Raw genomic sequence first — 15945 nt, 5'->3', positions numbered from 1 at the left:
TCCAAGTGGTCGCCCGATCGCGGTAAGTCGTAGTTGAAAGGAACACTGCCGGGTGATTCATACTGGGTGCCACCTGGGGGCGGGCAGATGTGGGAGGGGACAAGATGATCGAATCCGAGGCAGTCCGGTCGGCGAAGCCGCTGCACCTGGAGGTCGCCGAGGCGATGTCCGAGGTGGCGGCATCGTTGCAGGCTCCGATGGACCTGGACGAGACGCTGGCACTGATCACTCGGAGCGCCGCCGACACGATTCCCGGCATCGTCGAGGCGAGTATCTCGATCACCACCAAGACCGGCGAGATCCAGACCCTGGCGCCGACCGGGCCGCTGGTGATGCGCGCCGACTTCCTGCAGTACGAACTGGGTGAGGGCCCGTGCCTGCACGCCGCGCTGGAAGAGCCGGTGGTCGTGGTCGAGGACCTCGCCAACGACGCGCGCTGGCCGGACTTCGGCCCGAAGGCGGCTGCCCTCGGCTTCGGCTCCCAGGTCGCGTTCCAGTTCGAGGCCGGCGGCCCGAACACGCGCGGCGCGCTCAACCTGTACGCCGGTGAGCCGCGCGCCATCGACCACGACTCGATCCAGCTCGGCGGCATGTTCGCCGGCCAGATCGCGGTCGCGCTCGGCTGGGCCCGGCAGGACCAGACGATGACCGAGGCGCTGGCCACCCGGAACGTGATCGGCCAGGCCGTCGGCATCCTGATGGAGCGCTACAAGCTCAATTCGGAGCGCGCCTTCGCCTTCCTGGTCCGGCTCTCCCAGAGCAGCAACACCAAACTCCGCCAGATCGCCGACGCGGTCGTTGCCCAGGCCAACGAGAACGCCGAGCGGTAGGCCCTGCTGCCATAAGTAGCAATACTCAGGCGCACTACGGAGCTTCTCTGTAATACTCGCGGTCGGCCCGCTTAGCCGCTGTGAGGAGCTTTGTTGTGAGGTTGTGGAAATTCGCTTTGCCCGTTGTGGTTCTGGCGACTGGGGTGACCCCTGCTCAGGGGGTCAGCGACCAGACCGTCTCGTACCACGGATACCAGGTCACCGTGCCCGCCAGTTGGCCGGTGGTCGATCTGACGAAGGACCCGACCGCCTGCGTGCGGTACGACCGCCCGGCGGTCTACCTGGGCAGCAGTACGGCGCAAGCCGACTGCCCCGCGCACCTGGTCGGCCGTAGTGAAGGAATCGTGCTCGCGCCGCTGACCAAGCCCGCGCGTTCGACCGACGGCGAGCTCCAGGTGGCCGCACATGACGCCGGCGTACTGGCCACCGCGTATTACGCCCCCGGCGGCGAACAAACCGCCCGCAACCTCCTCAGCACCGGCCGCGTGATGTCGAAGTCCGCGAGCATCGCCCAGCCGAAGGCTCAGGCAGCAACGCCATCTGTCGTCGCGACCGGCACCCTGAACGGCCAGGCCTTCGACGTCTGCACCGCACCGCCGCAGTCGACGATGGACGCCTGGGCCGGCGGTAAGTACCAGGCCATCGGGATCTACCTCAGCGGCGCCGTCCGCGCGTGTGCCCAGCCGAACCTGACGCCTGAGTGGGTGGCAGCCAACGCCGCCAAGAACTGGCAGTTCCTCCTGCTGGACGTGGGACTCCAGGCTCCGTGCAGCACCGTCTTCTCCGCGGCGAAGAAGATGTCCGCGGACCCCGCGACCGCCCGGACCCAGGGCCGCACGGCCGCCGGCAATGCGATTGCCGCGGCTCAGGCGCTCGGCTTCGCGCAACGCAGTGCGATCTACAGCGACATCGATGACAACTACAAGCCCGGCACCGCGGCGTGCACGGCGGCCGTGCTGTCCTACCTCAGCGGCTGGACCACTGAGCTGCAAAGTCGTGGCTATGTCAGCGGTGCCTATGTCAACGAGTTGGCGGGCGGCAAGGACCTGTCCGATGCGTACAACAACGCCTCCTACAGCCGCCCGGACAATCTTTGGTTCGCACGCTGGAACGGTGTGAACAGCACGGCCTCCACCGTGATCAGCGCAACCGCATGGACGAACCACCAGCGCGTTCATCAGTACCAAGCTGACCAGCCGGAGACAATCAACGGCGTCACGATGAAGGTGGACCGCAATGCGGTGGATCTGACTGCGCCGCCGGCCGCTCTCACCAGCTTTACAGGTACTGGTGCTGCGGGTTCCGCGACCCTTCGGTGGACCGTGCCGGCCGGTACGACGCTTGGACAGGTGGTCGTGCGTCGCAATGTCGGTACGACGCCGCCTCCGCTGCCGAACGTCGGTACTGCGGTCTACGCGGGAACAGCCACGAGCACGACGGCCACCGGACTGGGCAACGCCACCAGCCAAGCCTTCCGGGCCTGGGTGAAGGACAGTTCCGGGAAGTTCGGGCCCGGGATCGATCTGCGGCTGACCGGGACCAGTTCGACCATCGCCTCCAGTTCCTCGTCGATCCCCTACACCGGCTCGGCGACTCTCTACAGCCGGGTGACCAGGGTGGACACGAAGGCTGGGGTAGCCGGCGTACCGATGACCCTGTACGCGCGGCCGAAGAACGGCACGACCTTCGCCGCCGTCGCCACGACCACGTCGAGCTCCACCGGTTCGGTCAGCGCGGTGGTGAAGCCGACCGTGTCGACCGTCTACGTGTGGGGCTACAACGGCTCCTCCGCGCTCTTGGGCTCCCGGAGCGCCTACTACACGGTGGAAGTCCGTCCGACGATCACCGCCTACGTGACGTCAGCAGCGATCAAGCTCGGCGCCACGACGTCGTTCTACGGGTACCTGCGCCCGCAGCACCCCGGCACGACCGTCTACCTGCAGCGCCAAAGCGGCACGACCTGGCCGACGGTCGGGACGACCAAGCTGAACACGACCGGCAACTACGCGTTCAGCATCAAGCCGGGCACGCGCGGCACCTTCAACTACCGCGCCGTCTGGCTGGCCGACGCCGACCACGCCACCACCGTCAGTGCGGTAAAGACCATCACCGTCAGCTGAGCAGGATCAAGGAGTAGCGCCGGCAGACCTCGGTGGAACGCCGAGGCTGCCGTAGCGCTCCATCCGCTGCCAGCGAAGCCGTGAGCCTGCCAACGCGGTGAAGACCGACTGGATGACGACGAGGTACATGAGCTGCCGGTAGACGAACTGCTGGAGAGGCAGGCTCCACAGCGGTCCGTACCTCTCGCCGTCCAGCCGGAACGCGTAGACCCCCATGGCGAACTGCAGTGCCAGGAAACCCGCCCAGATCAGACCGACACGGACTGGATCCAGGAACACGAGTCCGTAGATGGCGAACACGTCCACCACCGGCGCCAGCAACGGCAGCAAGACCTGGAAGAGCAGTAGATAGGTCAGCCCGCGTCGCCCGAGCTTGCCCGCTTGGCCGCCCTGGACCCACGCGCCGCGGTGCTTCCACATCGCCTGCAGGGTGCCGTAGCACCAGCGGTATCGCTGTCGCCACAGCGCACCGAGAGAGGCCGGCGCCTCGGTCCACGCGCGTGCGCGCTCCTCGTAGACCACTCGCCAGCCGTCTCGGCACAGAGCCATGGTGAGGTCGGTGTCCTCGGCGAGAGTGACGTCGCTCAGTCCGCCGATGCGCTCGAGCGCGCTGCGCCGGAAGCCACCGACCGCTCCGGGCACGGTCGGCATGCATTCGGCCAGGTCGAACAACCGGCGGTCGAGGTTGAAGCCGACGACGTACTCGATGTGTTGCCAGCGGCCCAGCAGGCCGGTGCGGTTGGCCACCTTCGCGTTGCCCGACACGGCTCCCACCGAGGGATCGGCGAACGGCTGCACCAGCATCCGGACCGCGTCCGGCTCGAAGACCGTGTCTCCGTCCACCATCACCACGAGGTCGAACGACGCCGCCTGCAGGCCGGTGTTCAGCGCGGCCGGCTTGCCCGCGTTCGTCTGCCGGATGACCCGGACGCCACGAATCCCCATCGACTCCACGAGGTCCGCGGTGCCGTCGGTCGAGCCGTCGTCCACGACGATCACCTCGATCGGATGGTCCGAGGCGACCAGCGACCGGACCGCCGCCTCGATCCCCGCGCTCTCGTTGTAAGCGGGCACGATGACGGTAACCGGCTCCGTGACGGGATCACCCCAGGACCAGTACCGCTCGCGCGCGTGCCGCCGGGCCGCCATCACGGTGGTCAACGCCCGGAGCACGCTCAGCGCACCCGCGGCGTACAGCAGCCAGGTGATCACGGTGAGCGCGTTGTCGCTCAAGCGCATCGCCTCGATCACGGCGAGCCCGCGGCCGCGCTCGATCGCACTCGCCGAGTGCACCGGCTGGGGCAGGCCGACGGCGTCGCTGACCGTGGCGAAGGTGAAACCGCGGGCCTTCAAGGAGGGAATCAGCTTCTGCAAGGCGGCCAGGGTCTGGCTCCGGTCGCCGCCCGCGTCATGCATCAGCAGCACCTGGCCGGTGGTGCCTCTCGGGGTCGAGTTCGCGATCACGCGGGACGTCCCGGGCCGGCGCCAGTCCTCGCTGTCCTGGGTGGTCAGCACGGTGAGGTAGCCCGCGTCCCGGGTCTGCTTGATCGACGCCCAGTCGGCATCGGTCAGCGCATCGGGCTCGGACGAGTACGGCGGCCGGAACAACGGCGTACTGACTCCCGTCGCGCCGGCCAGGATCAGCTGGCTCTGCCGCAGCTCCAGCGATCGTCGCCAGCCCGGTACCGTGCTCAGATTCGCGTGCGTGAAGGTGTGCACGCCGATTTGGTGGCCTTCGGCAACGATCCTGCGGGCGAGGTCCGGATGGGCCGCGACCTGGGCGCCGACCACGAAGAAGGTCGCCCGCACGTGCTGGGCACGGAGCAGGTCGAGCACCTTCGGGGTCCAGTCCGGATCCGGCCCGTCGTCGAAGGTGATCGCGATCGTCTTGGCCTTCGGCCGCACCGACCGGGCGTCCTTGCGGCCGGCGTCGATGACCGGTCCGCCGTTCGAGATGGCTGCCGGTACTGCGTTGTGCGAGCCCTCGACGACCGCCGCGCCGTCGGGGGTCGTGCCGTACAGGTGGTGGGTGTAGCCGTTCAGCAGCAGCGCGCCGGACAGGCAGACGAGCAACACGGTGAGGATCAGCCAGTGGGTCCGTAGCGGGACCTGGCGGGCTCGGCGCGCGACTCGGCGGGTCACGGCTTGGACGGCGACTTGGTGCGTCCGGGTGGCGCGGTCGGCTTGCCGTGCCTGGGCGTCGTCATGGGTGGGCCGGGGGTGATGGTGGGTGTTGCGCTGCTGGTCGGCGTCGGTTCGGTGACCGACGGTGTCGCGGTCGGCTGAGTGGTGGGGGCCGACTCGGTCGGACGGTCAGCGGACGTCGGTGTGGAGGTCGGTTCAGTGCTCCGGGTGGGCTCACCCGGCTTCGGAGTGGTCGTCGCCGTGGCGGCAGGTCGCGTGACCCGCTTCTCGGGCTGATGTTTCCCGGCCTCGGGCAACGGGATCAGCGGCGTGTCCACCCGCGGTCCGCCCAGCAGACTGCTGACCAGCAGGATCACATACCCGGCTGCGGGCACGGCGAGCCAAGCCCCCGTACGGCGAATCCTGCGGTGCCGACGTCCGGTCGAATCGACGAAGACCGGACTGCGGGCGGAGGGCGACTTCACAAACGCGGGATCCTACCGGGTTACTGCCGGGTCAGGCAGTGCGGTGAGTGAAGCGCACCTGAGGTATTGCCACGACTACACACTGTCGCTTACCTTTCGAGGCGGCGGCGGGCCCGAGTGAACAATCGGGACGAATTCCCGCCACGATTCTTCGGCTGGGGATAGGGATGGGTACCTTCGTCGGGTGCAGAAATGGCCTGGTCGTCCCTATCCCCTCGGAGCCACGTACGACGGTTCCGGTACGAACTTCGCGCTGTTCTCGGAGGTTGCCGAGCAGGTTGACCTGGCGCTGATCGCCGATGACGGCTCGGAGCAACTGGTTCAGTTGACCGAGGTGGACGGGTTCGTGTGGCACGGGTACCTGCCCTCGGTCCAGCCGGGCCAGCGCTACGGCTACCGCGTCCACGGGCCGTACAACCCGGCCGAAGGGCACCGCTGCAACCCGTCGAAGCTCCTGCTCGACCCGTATGCGAAGGCCATCGACGGTCAGGTCGACGCCGACGAGTCGCTGTTCAGCTACCGGTTCGCCAAGCCGGACGAACTGAACACGATGGACAACCGCGGGCACACCATGTTGTCCGTGGTCACCAACCCGTTCTTCGACTGGGGGAACGACCGGCCGCCGGGCCACGACTACCACCAGACCGTGATCTACGAGGCCCACGTGAAGGGCCTGACCAAGACCCACCCCGGGCTCCCGGAGGAGATCCGCGGCACGTACGCCGGGATGGCGCATCCCGCGATCATCGACCACCTCAAGGACCTCGGGGTGACCGCGATCGAGTTGATGCCGGTGCACCAGTTCGCCCAGGACGGCCACCTGCAGGAGCGGGGCCTGTCCAACTACTGGGGCTACAACACGATCGGCTTCTTCGCCCCGCACAACGCCTACTCCTCCAACGGCACCCGCGGCCAGCAGGTCACCGAGTTCAAGACGATGGTGCAGGCGCTGCACGAGGCGGACATCGAGGTGATCCTCGACGTGGTCTACAACCACACCGCCGAGGGCAACGAGATGGGCCCGACGCTGTCGTTCAAGGGCATCGACAACGCGGCGTACTACCGGCTGGTGGACTCCGACAAGTCGCACTACTACGACACCACCGGCACCGGGAACAGCCTGCTGATGCGGCACCCGCACGTGCTGCAGCTGATCATGGACTCGCTGCGCTACTGGGTCACCGAGATGCACGTCGACGGGTTCCGGTTCGATCTGGCGGCCACGCTGGCCCGGCAGTTCCACGAGGTGGACCGGCTGTCGGCGTTCTTCGACCTGGTCCAGCAGGACCCGGTGGTGAGCCAGGTGAAGCTGATCGCCGAGCCGTGGGACGTCGGTGACGGCGGCTACCAGGTGGGCAACTTCCCGCCGCTGTGGACGGAGTGGAACGGCAAGTACCGCGATACCGTGCGCGACTTCTGGCGGGGCGAGCGGTACACGCTGGCCGAGTTCGCCTCCCGGCTCACCGGCTCGTCCGATCTCTACCAGGACGACAGCCGCCGCCCGCTGGCGAGCATCAACTTCGTCACGGCGCACGACGGCTTCACACTGCGCGACCTGGTCTCGTACAACGAGAAGCACAACGACGCGAACGGTGAGGGCGGCAACGACGGCGAGAGCCACAACCGCTCCTGGAACTGCGGCGTCGAGGGCGAGACCGACGACGATGCGGTGCGCAAGCTGCGCGCCAAGCAGCAGCGGAACTTCCTGACCACGTTGCTGATCTCGCAAGGCGTCCCGATGATCGCCCACGGCGACGAACTGGGCCGGACCCAGCAGGGCAACAACAACGTCTACTGCCAGGACAACGAGCTCGCCTGGGTGAACTGGGATCTCGACGAAGAGCAGAAGGACCTGCTGGAGTTCACCGGCAATCTGGTCCGGCTGCGCAACGAGCACCCCGTCCTGCGCCGTCGCCGCTTCTTCCACGGCGACACCGGTGTCGACGGGCTGGGCGACCTGGTCTGGTTCACCCCGGCCGGTCAGGAGATGCAGGACGGCGACTGGAGCCGGGACGACGCGCGTGCCATCGCCGTGTTCCTCAACGGTGACGCCATCTCCGAGCCGGACCCGCGCGGAGAGCCGGTGGTGGACGACTCGTTCCTGATCCTGCTGAACAGCAACCACGAAGCACAGGAGTTCCTGCTGCCCGCCAAGGAGTACGGCGAGGCATGGACGGTGGTCGTGGACACGATCCGGCCGACTGGTCGGGCCAACGAGGAGGACCACGCCGCCGGCTCCACGATCCGGATCGAGGCCCACGGCACGCTCGTTTTGACCCGCCCGCGGCAGGGCACTGCATGACGGTGCCTTCACCTTCCCCGCCCCACGACGGCCCGCCCACCTCTCACCGCGGTCATCCGCAGGCCACCTACCGGTTGCAGGTGCACGGCGACTTCGGCTTCGACGACGCGGCAGAGGTGGTCAGCTACCTGCACAGCCTCGGGATCTCGCACGCCTATCTGTCCCCGATCCTGCAGGCCGCACCCGGCTCCACCCACGGGTACGACGTGGTGGACCACTCCCGGTTGTCGGAGCCGGCCGGTGGCCGGGCGGCCTTCGACCGGCTGTCCGCGGCGCTGGCCGACCATCGGATGGGCGCGATCGCGGACGTGGTACCGAACCATGTCGCGGTGCCGACACCTGCTCGGCTGAACACCGCGCTGTGGTCCGTACTGCGTGATGGCCCGACCTCGCCGTACGCGGAGTGGTTCGACGTCGACTGGGGTGCTGGGAACCAGCCGCTGCTGATGGCCGTGCTGGGTCAGCGCATCGGCAAGGTGCTCGCGGACGGTGAGCTGTCCGTCGACGGCGACGTACTGCGGTACTACGACCACGAGTACCCACTGCGGCCCGGCACCGAGACGCTGCCGATCGCCGAACTGGTCACCGAGCAGTGGTACCGCCTGGCGCACTGGCGAGTCGCCGACGAGGAGCTGAACTACCGCCGCTTCTTCGACGTCGACACGCTGGCCGCCGTCCGGGTGGAGAACCGTGAGGTCTTCGAAGCCACCCACGAGCTGCTGTTCGAGTTGCTGCACGAAGGGAAGCTGCACGGCTTCCGCATCGACCACCCGGACGGCCTGGCCGATCCCCGCGGCTACCTGCGCCGCCTGGCCGAGCGTACGGGTGGCGCGTGGGTCGTGGTGGAGAAGATCCTCGAAGGCGACGAGGACCTGCCCGGTGACTGGCCGTGCGCGGGTACGACCGGGTACGACGCGCTGCTGAGAGTCGGCGGCCTGTTCGTGGACCCGGCGGGTGCAGCCCCGCTGGCCGCGTTCCACTCGGAGCTCACCGGCGAGCCGGCCGACTTCGCGCCCGTGGTCGAGCAGGCCAAGCGTGAGGTCGTGCGGCACGGCCAGTACGCCGAGGTGCATCGCCTGGTGGAGCTGCTGGCCAAGATCTGCCAGGACGACGTGCGACTGCGCGACCACACCCGGCGGGCCTTCCACGAAGTGGTCGTCGAGCTGCTGGTGAACTTCGACCGGTACCGGGCGTACGTAGTACCGGGGGAGCAGCCGCCGCACACCGCAGTACAGGCGATGGAGCATGCGGTCGAGCTGGCCCGGCGCAACCTGGACGACGAGCAGCAGGACACGCTCGAACTGGTCCGCGACCTGCTGCTCGGCCGCGAGGCCGGTACGGCGAGCAGGATCGACGAGGACGCCAGGCACGAGCTGATCGTCCGGTTCCAGCAGACCTGCGGGCCGGTGATGGCCAAGGGGGTCGAGGACACCGCGTTCTACCGGTGGTTCCGGCTCTCGTCACTGAACGAGGTCGGCGGGGATCCGGCCCACTTCGGGGTCACGCCGGAGGAGTTCCACGCGTTCGCGGGCCGGTTGAACCAGCACTGGCCGCGCACGATGACGACGCTGTCCACGCACGACACCAAGCGGTCCGAGGACGTCCGCGCCCGGCTGGCCGTGCTCTCGGAGCAGCCCGCGGCCTGGACCGAGGCGGTGCGCTCCTGGCGGGCGATGTCGGCGGACTACCGCGACGCGGGGCTGGACGGCAGTACGGAGTACTTGCTCTGGCAGACCTTGTTCGGCACCTGGGACAACGGTCCGCTGGCCGAGGACCGGTTGCAGGCCTACCTGCAGAAGGCGATCCGCGAGGCCAAACGCCATACCAGCTGGACCTCGCCGGACACGGAGTACGAGGAGTCCGTCGCCGCCTTCGCTACCGGCGTCCTGGCCGACCAGGCCCTACTGGATTCCGTACGCCGGTTCGCTGACGCCCAGGCCGAGTACGTGCGGGCCGCCACCCTCGGGCAGAAGCTGGTGCAGCTCACGATGCCGGGTGTCCCGGACGTCTACCAGGGCACCGAGCTGGTCGACCTGTCACTGGTCGACCCGGACAACCGCAGGCCGGTGGACTACGCGCAGCGCATCGCACGACTGGCCCGGCTCGACGACGGGGCTCGCCCGGACGGACTGGCCGACGAGAAGCTGCTGGTGACGTCGCGAGCCTTGCGGCATCGGCGGCAGGAAGCAGACGCCTTCGCGGGGAGTTACAAGCCGCTGCCGACCTCCAGTGGCCACGCTGTGGCGTTTGCTCGCGGAGATGCCGCTGTGACGATCGCGACCCGGCTGCCGGTCACTCTGCACCGCCTGGGCGGCTGGGGCGACAGCACCGTCGTACTGCCTGACGGGGACTGGCAGGACGTGTTGACCGGGCGTCCGGTGGGTAGTGGAGCGGCTCGGATCCACGAGCTGCTGGCCGAGCTTCCAGTGGCGTTGCTGGCAAGGAGCTGACTTGCACACCTTCACCGTCTGGGCGCCGGCCGCTACGACCGTCGACTTGGTGCTGTCCAGCGGATCGGTGCCGATGTCGCCGAGTGAAGGCGGCTGGTGGTCGGTGGAGGCCGAGGGCGGGCACGGGACGGACTACGCCTTTTCTGTCGACGGCAGCGACCCGATGCCCGACCCGCGGAGCCCGTGGCAGCCGGACGGCGTCCACGGCTTCAGCAGGGTGTTCGACTCCGGTCGCTACGCCTGGAGTGACGAGGGCTGGGCCGGTCGAGACGTGAGCGGTGCTGTCTTCTACGAGCTGCATCTGGGCACCTTCACTCCGGAGGGGACGCTGGAGGCCGCTGCCGGCCACCTGGACTACCTGGTCGCGCTCGGCGTCGACGTGGTGTCGCTGATGCCGGTCGCCGCCTTCCCCGGGCGGCAGGGCTGGGGGTACGACGGTGTGGACCTCTACGCCGTCCACGAGCCGTACGGCGGTCCCGAGGCGTTGCAGCGCTTCGTCGATCAGTGCCATGCGGTCGGACTGGCCGTCTGCCTCGACGTGGTCTACAACCACCTCGGGCCGAGCGGGAACTACCTCGACTCCTTCGGGCCGTACTTCACCACCCGGCACAGCACCCCGTGGGGTCCGGCAGTCAATCTGGACGACGACGGCAGTCACGAAGTACGCCGGTGGATCTGCGACAACGCGCTGCGCTGGTTCCGGGAGTTCCACATCGACGCCTTGCGGCTGGACGCAGTACACGCGCTGGCCGACGACAGCCCGACCCATCTGCTGGCACAGCTGTCGACAGAGACGGCCACGCTGGCGAAGGAGCTGGGCCGACCGCTGGGGCTGGTGGCGGAGTCGGACCTCAACGACCCGCGCATGGTCGAGCCCGTCGCCGAGGGCGGCCTCGGGATGACCGCCCAGTGGAGCGACGACTTCCACCACGCCTTACACACTCTGCTGACCGGTGAGCGAGCCGGGTACTACGTGGACTTCGGCGAGCCGGAGGTGCTGGCGAAGACGCTCACCCAGGTGTTCCTCCACGACGGGTCGTACTCCACCTTCCGCGGCAAGGACTGGGGCCGGCCGGTGGACCCGGCGCGCCATCGCGGCTCGGCGTTCCTCGCGTACACCTCCAACCACGACCAGGTCGGCAACCGCGCGCTCGGCGACCGGCCCGCCCTCACACCGGGTCAACAGGCGATCGGCGCCGCCCTGGTGCTCACTTCGCCGTACACGCCGATGCTGTTCATGGGCGAGGAGTGGGGTGCCTCGACGCCGTGGCGGTACTTCACCGATCACGAGGAGCCCGAGCTGGCCGAGGCCGTGCGGACCGGGCGGCGACAGGAGTTCGCGGCGCACGGATGGGACGCGGAGGAGATCCCCGATCCGCAGGATCCGGAGACCTGGCGGAGCTCGGTGCTGGACTGGACCGAGGTGGACGAGCCGCCGCATCGCGACCTGCTGCGTTGGTACCGCGATCTGCTCGCCCTGCGGGCCCGGAGCGACGACCTGCGCAACGACCGACTCGACTCTGTGGGGGTGGACGCCACCGAGTCATGGCTGGTGGTCAGCCGCGGAGCCTTGCGGGTGGTGGCGAACCTGACGGCCGAGACGGCGGAGATCCCGCTGGACGGCGTACCGGCGTACGAGGTGCTGTCGTTCGGTTCTGTGGAATTGGTAGCGGAGAGTGTTCGGATCTCAGGCCATGGGGTTGCCGTTTTCGCGGTGTGAAGTAAGGCGTTCGAGATCCCACCGATTGCCCTTTGTGGGTTCAACAGTCTGGACAAAACAGGGGAAATCGGGGCGGTGGAGTCCGGTTGTCGGTGGTAGTTCAAGAATCGCTTGTGTTCCGGCCGCCGGTGACGGACTGTAGATGAGGCATCGCACGCAGGTCGCGGGGGTTGACGGAGGGACAGCAGATGACAGTCGGAGGCGTCGACACTTACTACGACTACGAAGAGAAGCAGTGGAAGAGCAGGCGACTGGGAGGCGGCCCGATCCGCCGAGGCCCGGTCTGCCCCGCCCCACGCACCACCGACCACCAACCCACGACCCGAGACCACCCCAAACACCGCACCACGGAACCGTCCCCCTCCTGAGCTCGGCGCCCAGCGACCTTCCGCCAGACCTGGCCGGCGACCACCGCGCGGCTGATCAGCGTTCCGGGGTCAGCTCGTCCCAGTTGGTGGTGATGGGGACGAGGGTGCCCTGCAGCCAGTGGGGGAGTTGATCGTGGTGATGAGGGTCGCCCAGGACGCCCGAGGCGCCCAAGGGGACCGACCAGGCGCTGTCGGAGCGGTCGGCCAGGTCCCAGGCGTAGCGGGCTGCTGAGGCGCGGATGCAGACGTCGGTCAGGCCCGGGAGGCTCGACGTCGACATCACGCAGTGGTGGTCGCCGGACAGCGCCAGGTCGATCGGCTCTTCGGCCGGCGTGAAGAGTGGGCCGCGAAGGGCGTGCAGCGGAGAGAGTTGGTGCGTCTCGCCCCACGGCTTCCGGGGTTTGCTGTGCGCGACCTCTTCGAGCGCCTCCCGCGCGAGCCAGCGGACGTTGACGTCCGGCAGCAGGTCGGTGGTGATCAGGTTCTCCAGCGCGAAGCCGACATGGGCGAGCGGATCCATCCAGGGCACGAACAGCTCGGGACAGTCGAGGCCGTCCTCGAGGACGGCGAGCGCCGGATGGTCGGCGAGGCGCTGGACGAGCGCCTTGCGAAAGGCGGCGTACGTCGACGCCGTGGTACTGCTCGCGTCCATCCGCCGGTCCCATGTGGCCAGCTCCGCGCGCAGAGAAGTCGCCTCGGCGGACAGATCCTCCAACCCCGCCAGGAGATCCAGCATCAGCGGTGCCGAGCCGAGCAGGGTGTCGCGGTGGATGTCAGGCATTTCGGCGGCGGTCCAGTCGTCGCGCGAGCTCACCAGCTCACGGATCCGGTGGGACCGGTGCGGCGCGGCGAACTCCGTCCCCAGCGGCTCGGCCAGTTCGCGCGCGTTCGCCATCACCGCGAACTCGTCGATGGTTGCCGCAGGCATCGGCTCGTACCAGCCCTGCCAAGCATGCCCGGAATCCCACGCCGGTACCACGCGGTGCGAGTTGGCCGGGTGCCGCGTCGGCACCCGGCCGGCCGTCCGATGCAGCAGGCCACCGTCGGTATCGGCCGCGAGGATCACGTTGACCGGCTCCACCCAGTCGGCCACCGCAGCGTCGATATCGCCGACAGTGGTTGCCGCTAGCAACTTCGGGAGTACTTCGAAGCCCAGTCGCCCGGTGACGCGCGGCGGATACCGCAGGCTGATCGCGCGCTCGTCCGGGCCGCCGATGATCACCGGGCCACGGTCGGTCTCGATCACCTCGACCTCGACCGGCGCGGCCCCCGCGACCTCGAACACCTCGGTGTGGACGGCCGTCTCCCGCCACCCGTCCGGCCTGAGCGCCTCCACGCCGTCCGCCGTACGCCTCAGTTGTTCGGCGAAGAGATCCTGGTAGTCGGCCATCGCGTTGGTGATTGCCCAGGCCACCTTGCCGGTGTGGCCGAAGTGCGCGATCCCGGGAATCCCGGGCACGGCCAGCCCGATCACGTCGTACTGCGGGCAGGCGAGCCGCACCTGCTGGTAGATCCCCGGGCTCTCGATGTACCGATGCGGATCGCCGGCGATGACGGGCGCACCCGTCGCGGTGCGATCCCCGGCGATCAGCCAGCCGTTGCTGCCCGCGGTACTGGGTCCTTCGGAGTCGAACAGGTCGACGGCCGCCTCGCCGAGATGGTGGACGACGTGTTCGCGCCAGAGCTTGTTCGGGAAGCCGGCGAACATGACATGGATCGCCAGCCAGTTGCCGAGCGGCGCCCACGGCTCCCACTCCTGCACCATCAGCCCGGTCTCGGCGAACTCGGGAGCGCGCGCCGCACCAGCCGGCATGCCTTCGTTGACCCCGGCCACGTACGCCGTGAGCCACTCGCGCGTCGCGTCGTCGAGACTGCGGTAGCAGCGTTCCGCGGTGTCGGCGAGGCGGGCCTGGCGGGCGAAGCTGTCCCAGCCGATCGCCTCGACGCCGAGGAACGCCGCGCTGGTGCCGAGGAACCGCCGGCGCTGCAATTCGATCTGCCACGCCCGGTCCATGGCTGCGTTGCGGCCCTGGAGCTGAGCCAGTTCGAGTGGATCGGCTGCTCTCAGATGCGGCACACCCCAGGCATCGCGGAACGTCTCGGCGCTCATTCGACATCCTCCGCTGGTCGGGGCCACCAACCTACCGTCGCCGTCGCGGGCCGCGCCCGGCTTTTACGCCGTGTGAGGATGAGCCGTGAGCTTCGAGATCCGAGCCATCGACGTGACCGACGCCGAGACCGCGAAACAGGTGTTGCCCGTGCAGCACCGGGCCTACGCGGTCGAGGCCGAACTGATCGGCTTCGACGGCATCCCACCGCTGCGGGAAGACCTCGCCGGGCTGATGTCGTCCACCGAACACTGGCTCGCCCGGTACGACGGGAACTCGCTGGTCGGCGCGGTCGCCTACGAACTCCCCGACGCCGCGACCGTCGAGATCAGCCGCCTGGTCGTCGACCCGGCGCATGCTCGCCAGGGGCACGGCCGAGCTCTCCTCGACCACCTCGACGCACTGGAGCCGCGCCCGATCGGCCTGGTCTCGACCGGCACCGCGAACACCCCGGCGACCCGCCTCTACCTGTCCCGCGGCTACCAGGAGACCGAGCGGATCACGGTCGCTCCCGGCGTACAGGTCACGCGTTTTCGTCGACAGCGGTGAGGTCGCTGCGGGTGCGGAGTTGCTCGAAGCCGTAGTACAGGGCCAGGAGGAACTGGAGCAGCAGGGTCAGTGGGGCCGAGATGAAGGACAGGCCGATGGTCGCGGCGTAGATGACGGTGCCCACCGAGTACCGCAGTACAGACTTGCGCTGCTCCGAGCGGGTCATCTCGTGGTCGACGAGGTGCTTGCGCAGCACGTGCCACCAGATCGCGCTGAAGGCGATCGCGGCCAGCGTGAGATTGGTGCTGTAGACGGCCGCGGCGACGTGGGCGTCGATCGTGTGGTCCTTCAGCTTCTCCGCGAACAGGTTGGTCGGGAACGGCAACAGTGCGGTCCACAGCAACAGGAACAGGTTCAGGAACATCACTCCGCGGTCGGCACGCCGGATCTGCCGGAACATCGAGTGGTGGTTGATCCACATGATGCCGAGGATGGCGAAGCTGGTCAGGTACGCGCCGAACTGCGGCCACTCCTGCCGCAGCGCGTGCCAGAGCTCGCCCTCGGGCGCGTCGGGGACGTGCAGTTCCAGCACGAGCAGCGTGATCGCGATCGCGAACACGCCGTCGCTGAACGCCTCGATCCGGTTGGTCTCGGCCGGCTCGGGGTCAGTGCGCTGGGTCGTCATGGGCCGGATCGTCCACCGGCTCGTCGTCCTCCGACCCGTACGCCGGTACGCCGTCCGCGGACCCGCCTTCGGCTGCGCCGGGCGCTCGGTGGCGCGGTTCGTTCGGCACCGGTCCCTTGGACGGAGCCCCGGGGTGGTCAAGACCGTCGAGCTCGCCGTCGGTCAGCTCCACGCCGTCCTCGCGCAGTGTCTCGTCGAGCTCGGCTTCGTTCGCCTTCTCGCCGGGATGCGGAAGTCCAGGTCTGTCGAAGCTCATCGTGATCC

Annotated in this window: 11 protein-coding genes; 6 read left to right on the top strand and 5 right to left on the bottom strand. The window is 68.6% G+C overall.

Annotated elements, in window-relative coordinates:
• The first annotated feature begins 104 nt into the window (after positions 1-104).
• Positions 105-830: a GAF and ANTAR domain-containing protein gene (locus EV138_RS13200; protein ID WP_133979097.1), complete on the top strand. Its 726-nt coding sequence runs from the start codon at positions 105-107 to the stop codon at positions 828-830.
• A gap of 95 nt (positions 831-925) precedes the next feature.
• Positions 926-2950 carry a DUF1906 domain-containing protein gene (locus EV138_RS13195; RefSeq protein ID WP_133979095.1) on the top strand — a complete coding sequence of 675 codons (2025 nt, stop codon included), beginning with the start codon at positions 926-928 and terminating at the stop codon, positions 2948-2950.
• Positions 2951-2956: 6 nt separating this feature from the next.
• On the opposite strand, the gene EV138_RS13190 is transcribed toward EV138_RS13195, so the two are convergent.
• Positions 2957-5092 carry a bifunctional polysaccharide deacetylase/glycosyltransferase family 2 protein gene (locus EV138_RS13190; RefSeq protein WP_238158106.1) on the bottom strand — a complete coding sequence of 712 codons (2136 nt, stop codon included), beginning with the start codon at positions 5090-5092 and terminating at the stop codon, positions 2957-2959.
• Positions 5089-5559: a hypothetical protein gene (locus EV138_RS13185; protein ID WP_133979093.1), complete on the bottom strand. Its 471-nt coding sequence runs from the start codon at positions 5557-5559 to the stop codon at positions 5089-5091. Before EV138_RS13185 ends, EV138_RS13190 begins: the two co-directional genes overlap by 4 nt.
• Before the next feature lie 184 nt (positions 5560-5743).
• Between EV138_RS13185 and glgX the strand changes: the two genes are divergently transcribed.
• Genes glgX through treZ form a run of 3 tightly spaced genes read left to right on the top strand, consistent with a single transcriptional unit; the run spans position 5744 to position 12031 of the window.
• Entirely contained in the window at positions 5744-7861 is a 2118-nt protein-coding gene (gene glgX, locus EV138_RS13180) for a glycogen debranching protein GlgX (protein WP_133979091.1), read from the top strand.
• 2 nt (positions 7862-7863) lie between these two features.
• Positions 7864-10311, top strand: coding sequence for a malto-oligosyltrehalose synthase (gene treY / locus EV138_RS13175; protein WP_238158105.1), 2448 nt, complete (start codon positions 7864-7866; stop codon positions 10309-10311).
• 1 nt (position 10312) lies between these two features.
• Positions 10313-12031 (top strand): malto-oligosyltrehalose trehalohydrolase, encoded by a 1719-nt coding sequence (gene treZ, locus EV138_RS13170; protein WP_133979087.1) that lies wholly within the window; start codon positions 10313-10315, stop codon positions 12029-12031.
• Positions 12032-12454: 423 nt separating this feature from the next.
• On the opposite strand, the gene EV138_RS13160 is transcribed toward treZ, so the two are convergent.
• A complete protein-coding gene (locus EV138_RS13160) occupies positions 12455-14509 on the bottom strand; it encodes a penicillin acylase family protein (RefSeq protein ID WP_133979083.1) in 2055 nt (684 codons plus the stop codon).
• Between the two features lie 85 nt (positions 14510-14594).
• Between EV138_RS13160 and EV138_RS13155 the strand changes: the two genes are divergently transcribed.
• Positions 14595-15056 (top strand): GNAT family N-acetyltransferase, encoded by a 462-nt coding sequence (locus EV138_RS13155; RefSeq protein WP_238158104.1) that lies wholly within the window; start codon positions 14595-14597, stop codon positions 15054-15056.
• On the opposite strand, the gene EV138_RS13150 is transcribed toward EV138_RS13155, so the two are convergent.
• Both EV138_RS13150 and EV138_RS13145 read right to left on the bottom strand, forming a co-directional pair.
• The gene (locus EV138_RS13150) at positions 15031-15681 is read right to left on the bottom strand and encodes a TMEM175 family protein (RefSeq protein WP_133979081.1); all 651 of its coding nucleotides are present in this window, start codon (positions 15679-15681) and stop codon (positions 15031-15033) included. The two genes, EV138_RS13155 and EV138_RS13150, sit on opposite strands and share 26 nt — an antisense overlap.
• Positions 15662-15937 (bottom strand): hypothetical protein, encoded by a 276-nt coding sequence (locus tag EV138_RS13145; protein ID WP_133979079.1) that lies wholly within the window; start codon positions 15935-15937, stop codon positions 15662-15664. Before EV138_RS13145 ends, EV138_RS13150 begins: the two co-directional genes overlap by 20 nt.
• Positions 15938-15945 lie beyond the last annotated feature (8 nt).

The sequence above is a fragment of the Kribbella voronezhensis genome, assembly GCF_004365175.1.
Taxonomy (GTDB): domain Bacteria; phylum Actinomycetota; class Actinomycetes; order Propionibacteriales; family Kribbellaceae; genus Kribbella; species Kribbella voronezhensis.
Note: the sequence above shows the minus strand (reverse complement) of the source record. Positions and strands in the feature narration are given on the sequence as shown.

What these genes read in the sequence shown, in the direction of transcription:
- EV138_RS13145 (WP_133979079.1), bottom strand. Translation starts at nt 15,937, where the DNA reads ATGAGCTTCGACAGACCTGGACTTCCGCATCCCGGCGAGAAGGCGAAC.
- EV138_RS13200 (WP_133979097.1), top strand. Translation starts at nt 105, where the DNA reads ATGATCGAATCCGAGGCAGTCCGGTCGGCGAAGCCGCTGCACCTGGAG.
- EV138_RS13160 (WP_133979083.1), bottom strand. Translation starts at nt 14,509, where the DNA reads ATGAGCGCCGAGACGTTCCGCGATGCCTGGGGTGTGCCGCATCTGAGA.
- EV138_RS13150 (WP_133979081.1), bottom strand. Translation starts at nt 15,681, where the DNA reads ATGACGACCCAGCGCACTGACCCCGAGCCGGCCGAGACCAACCGGATC.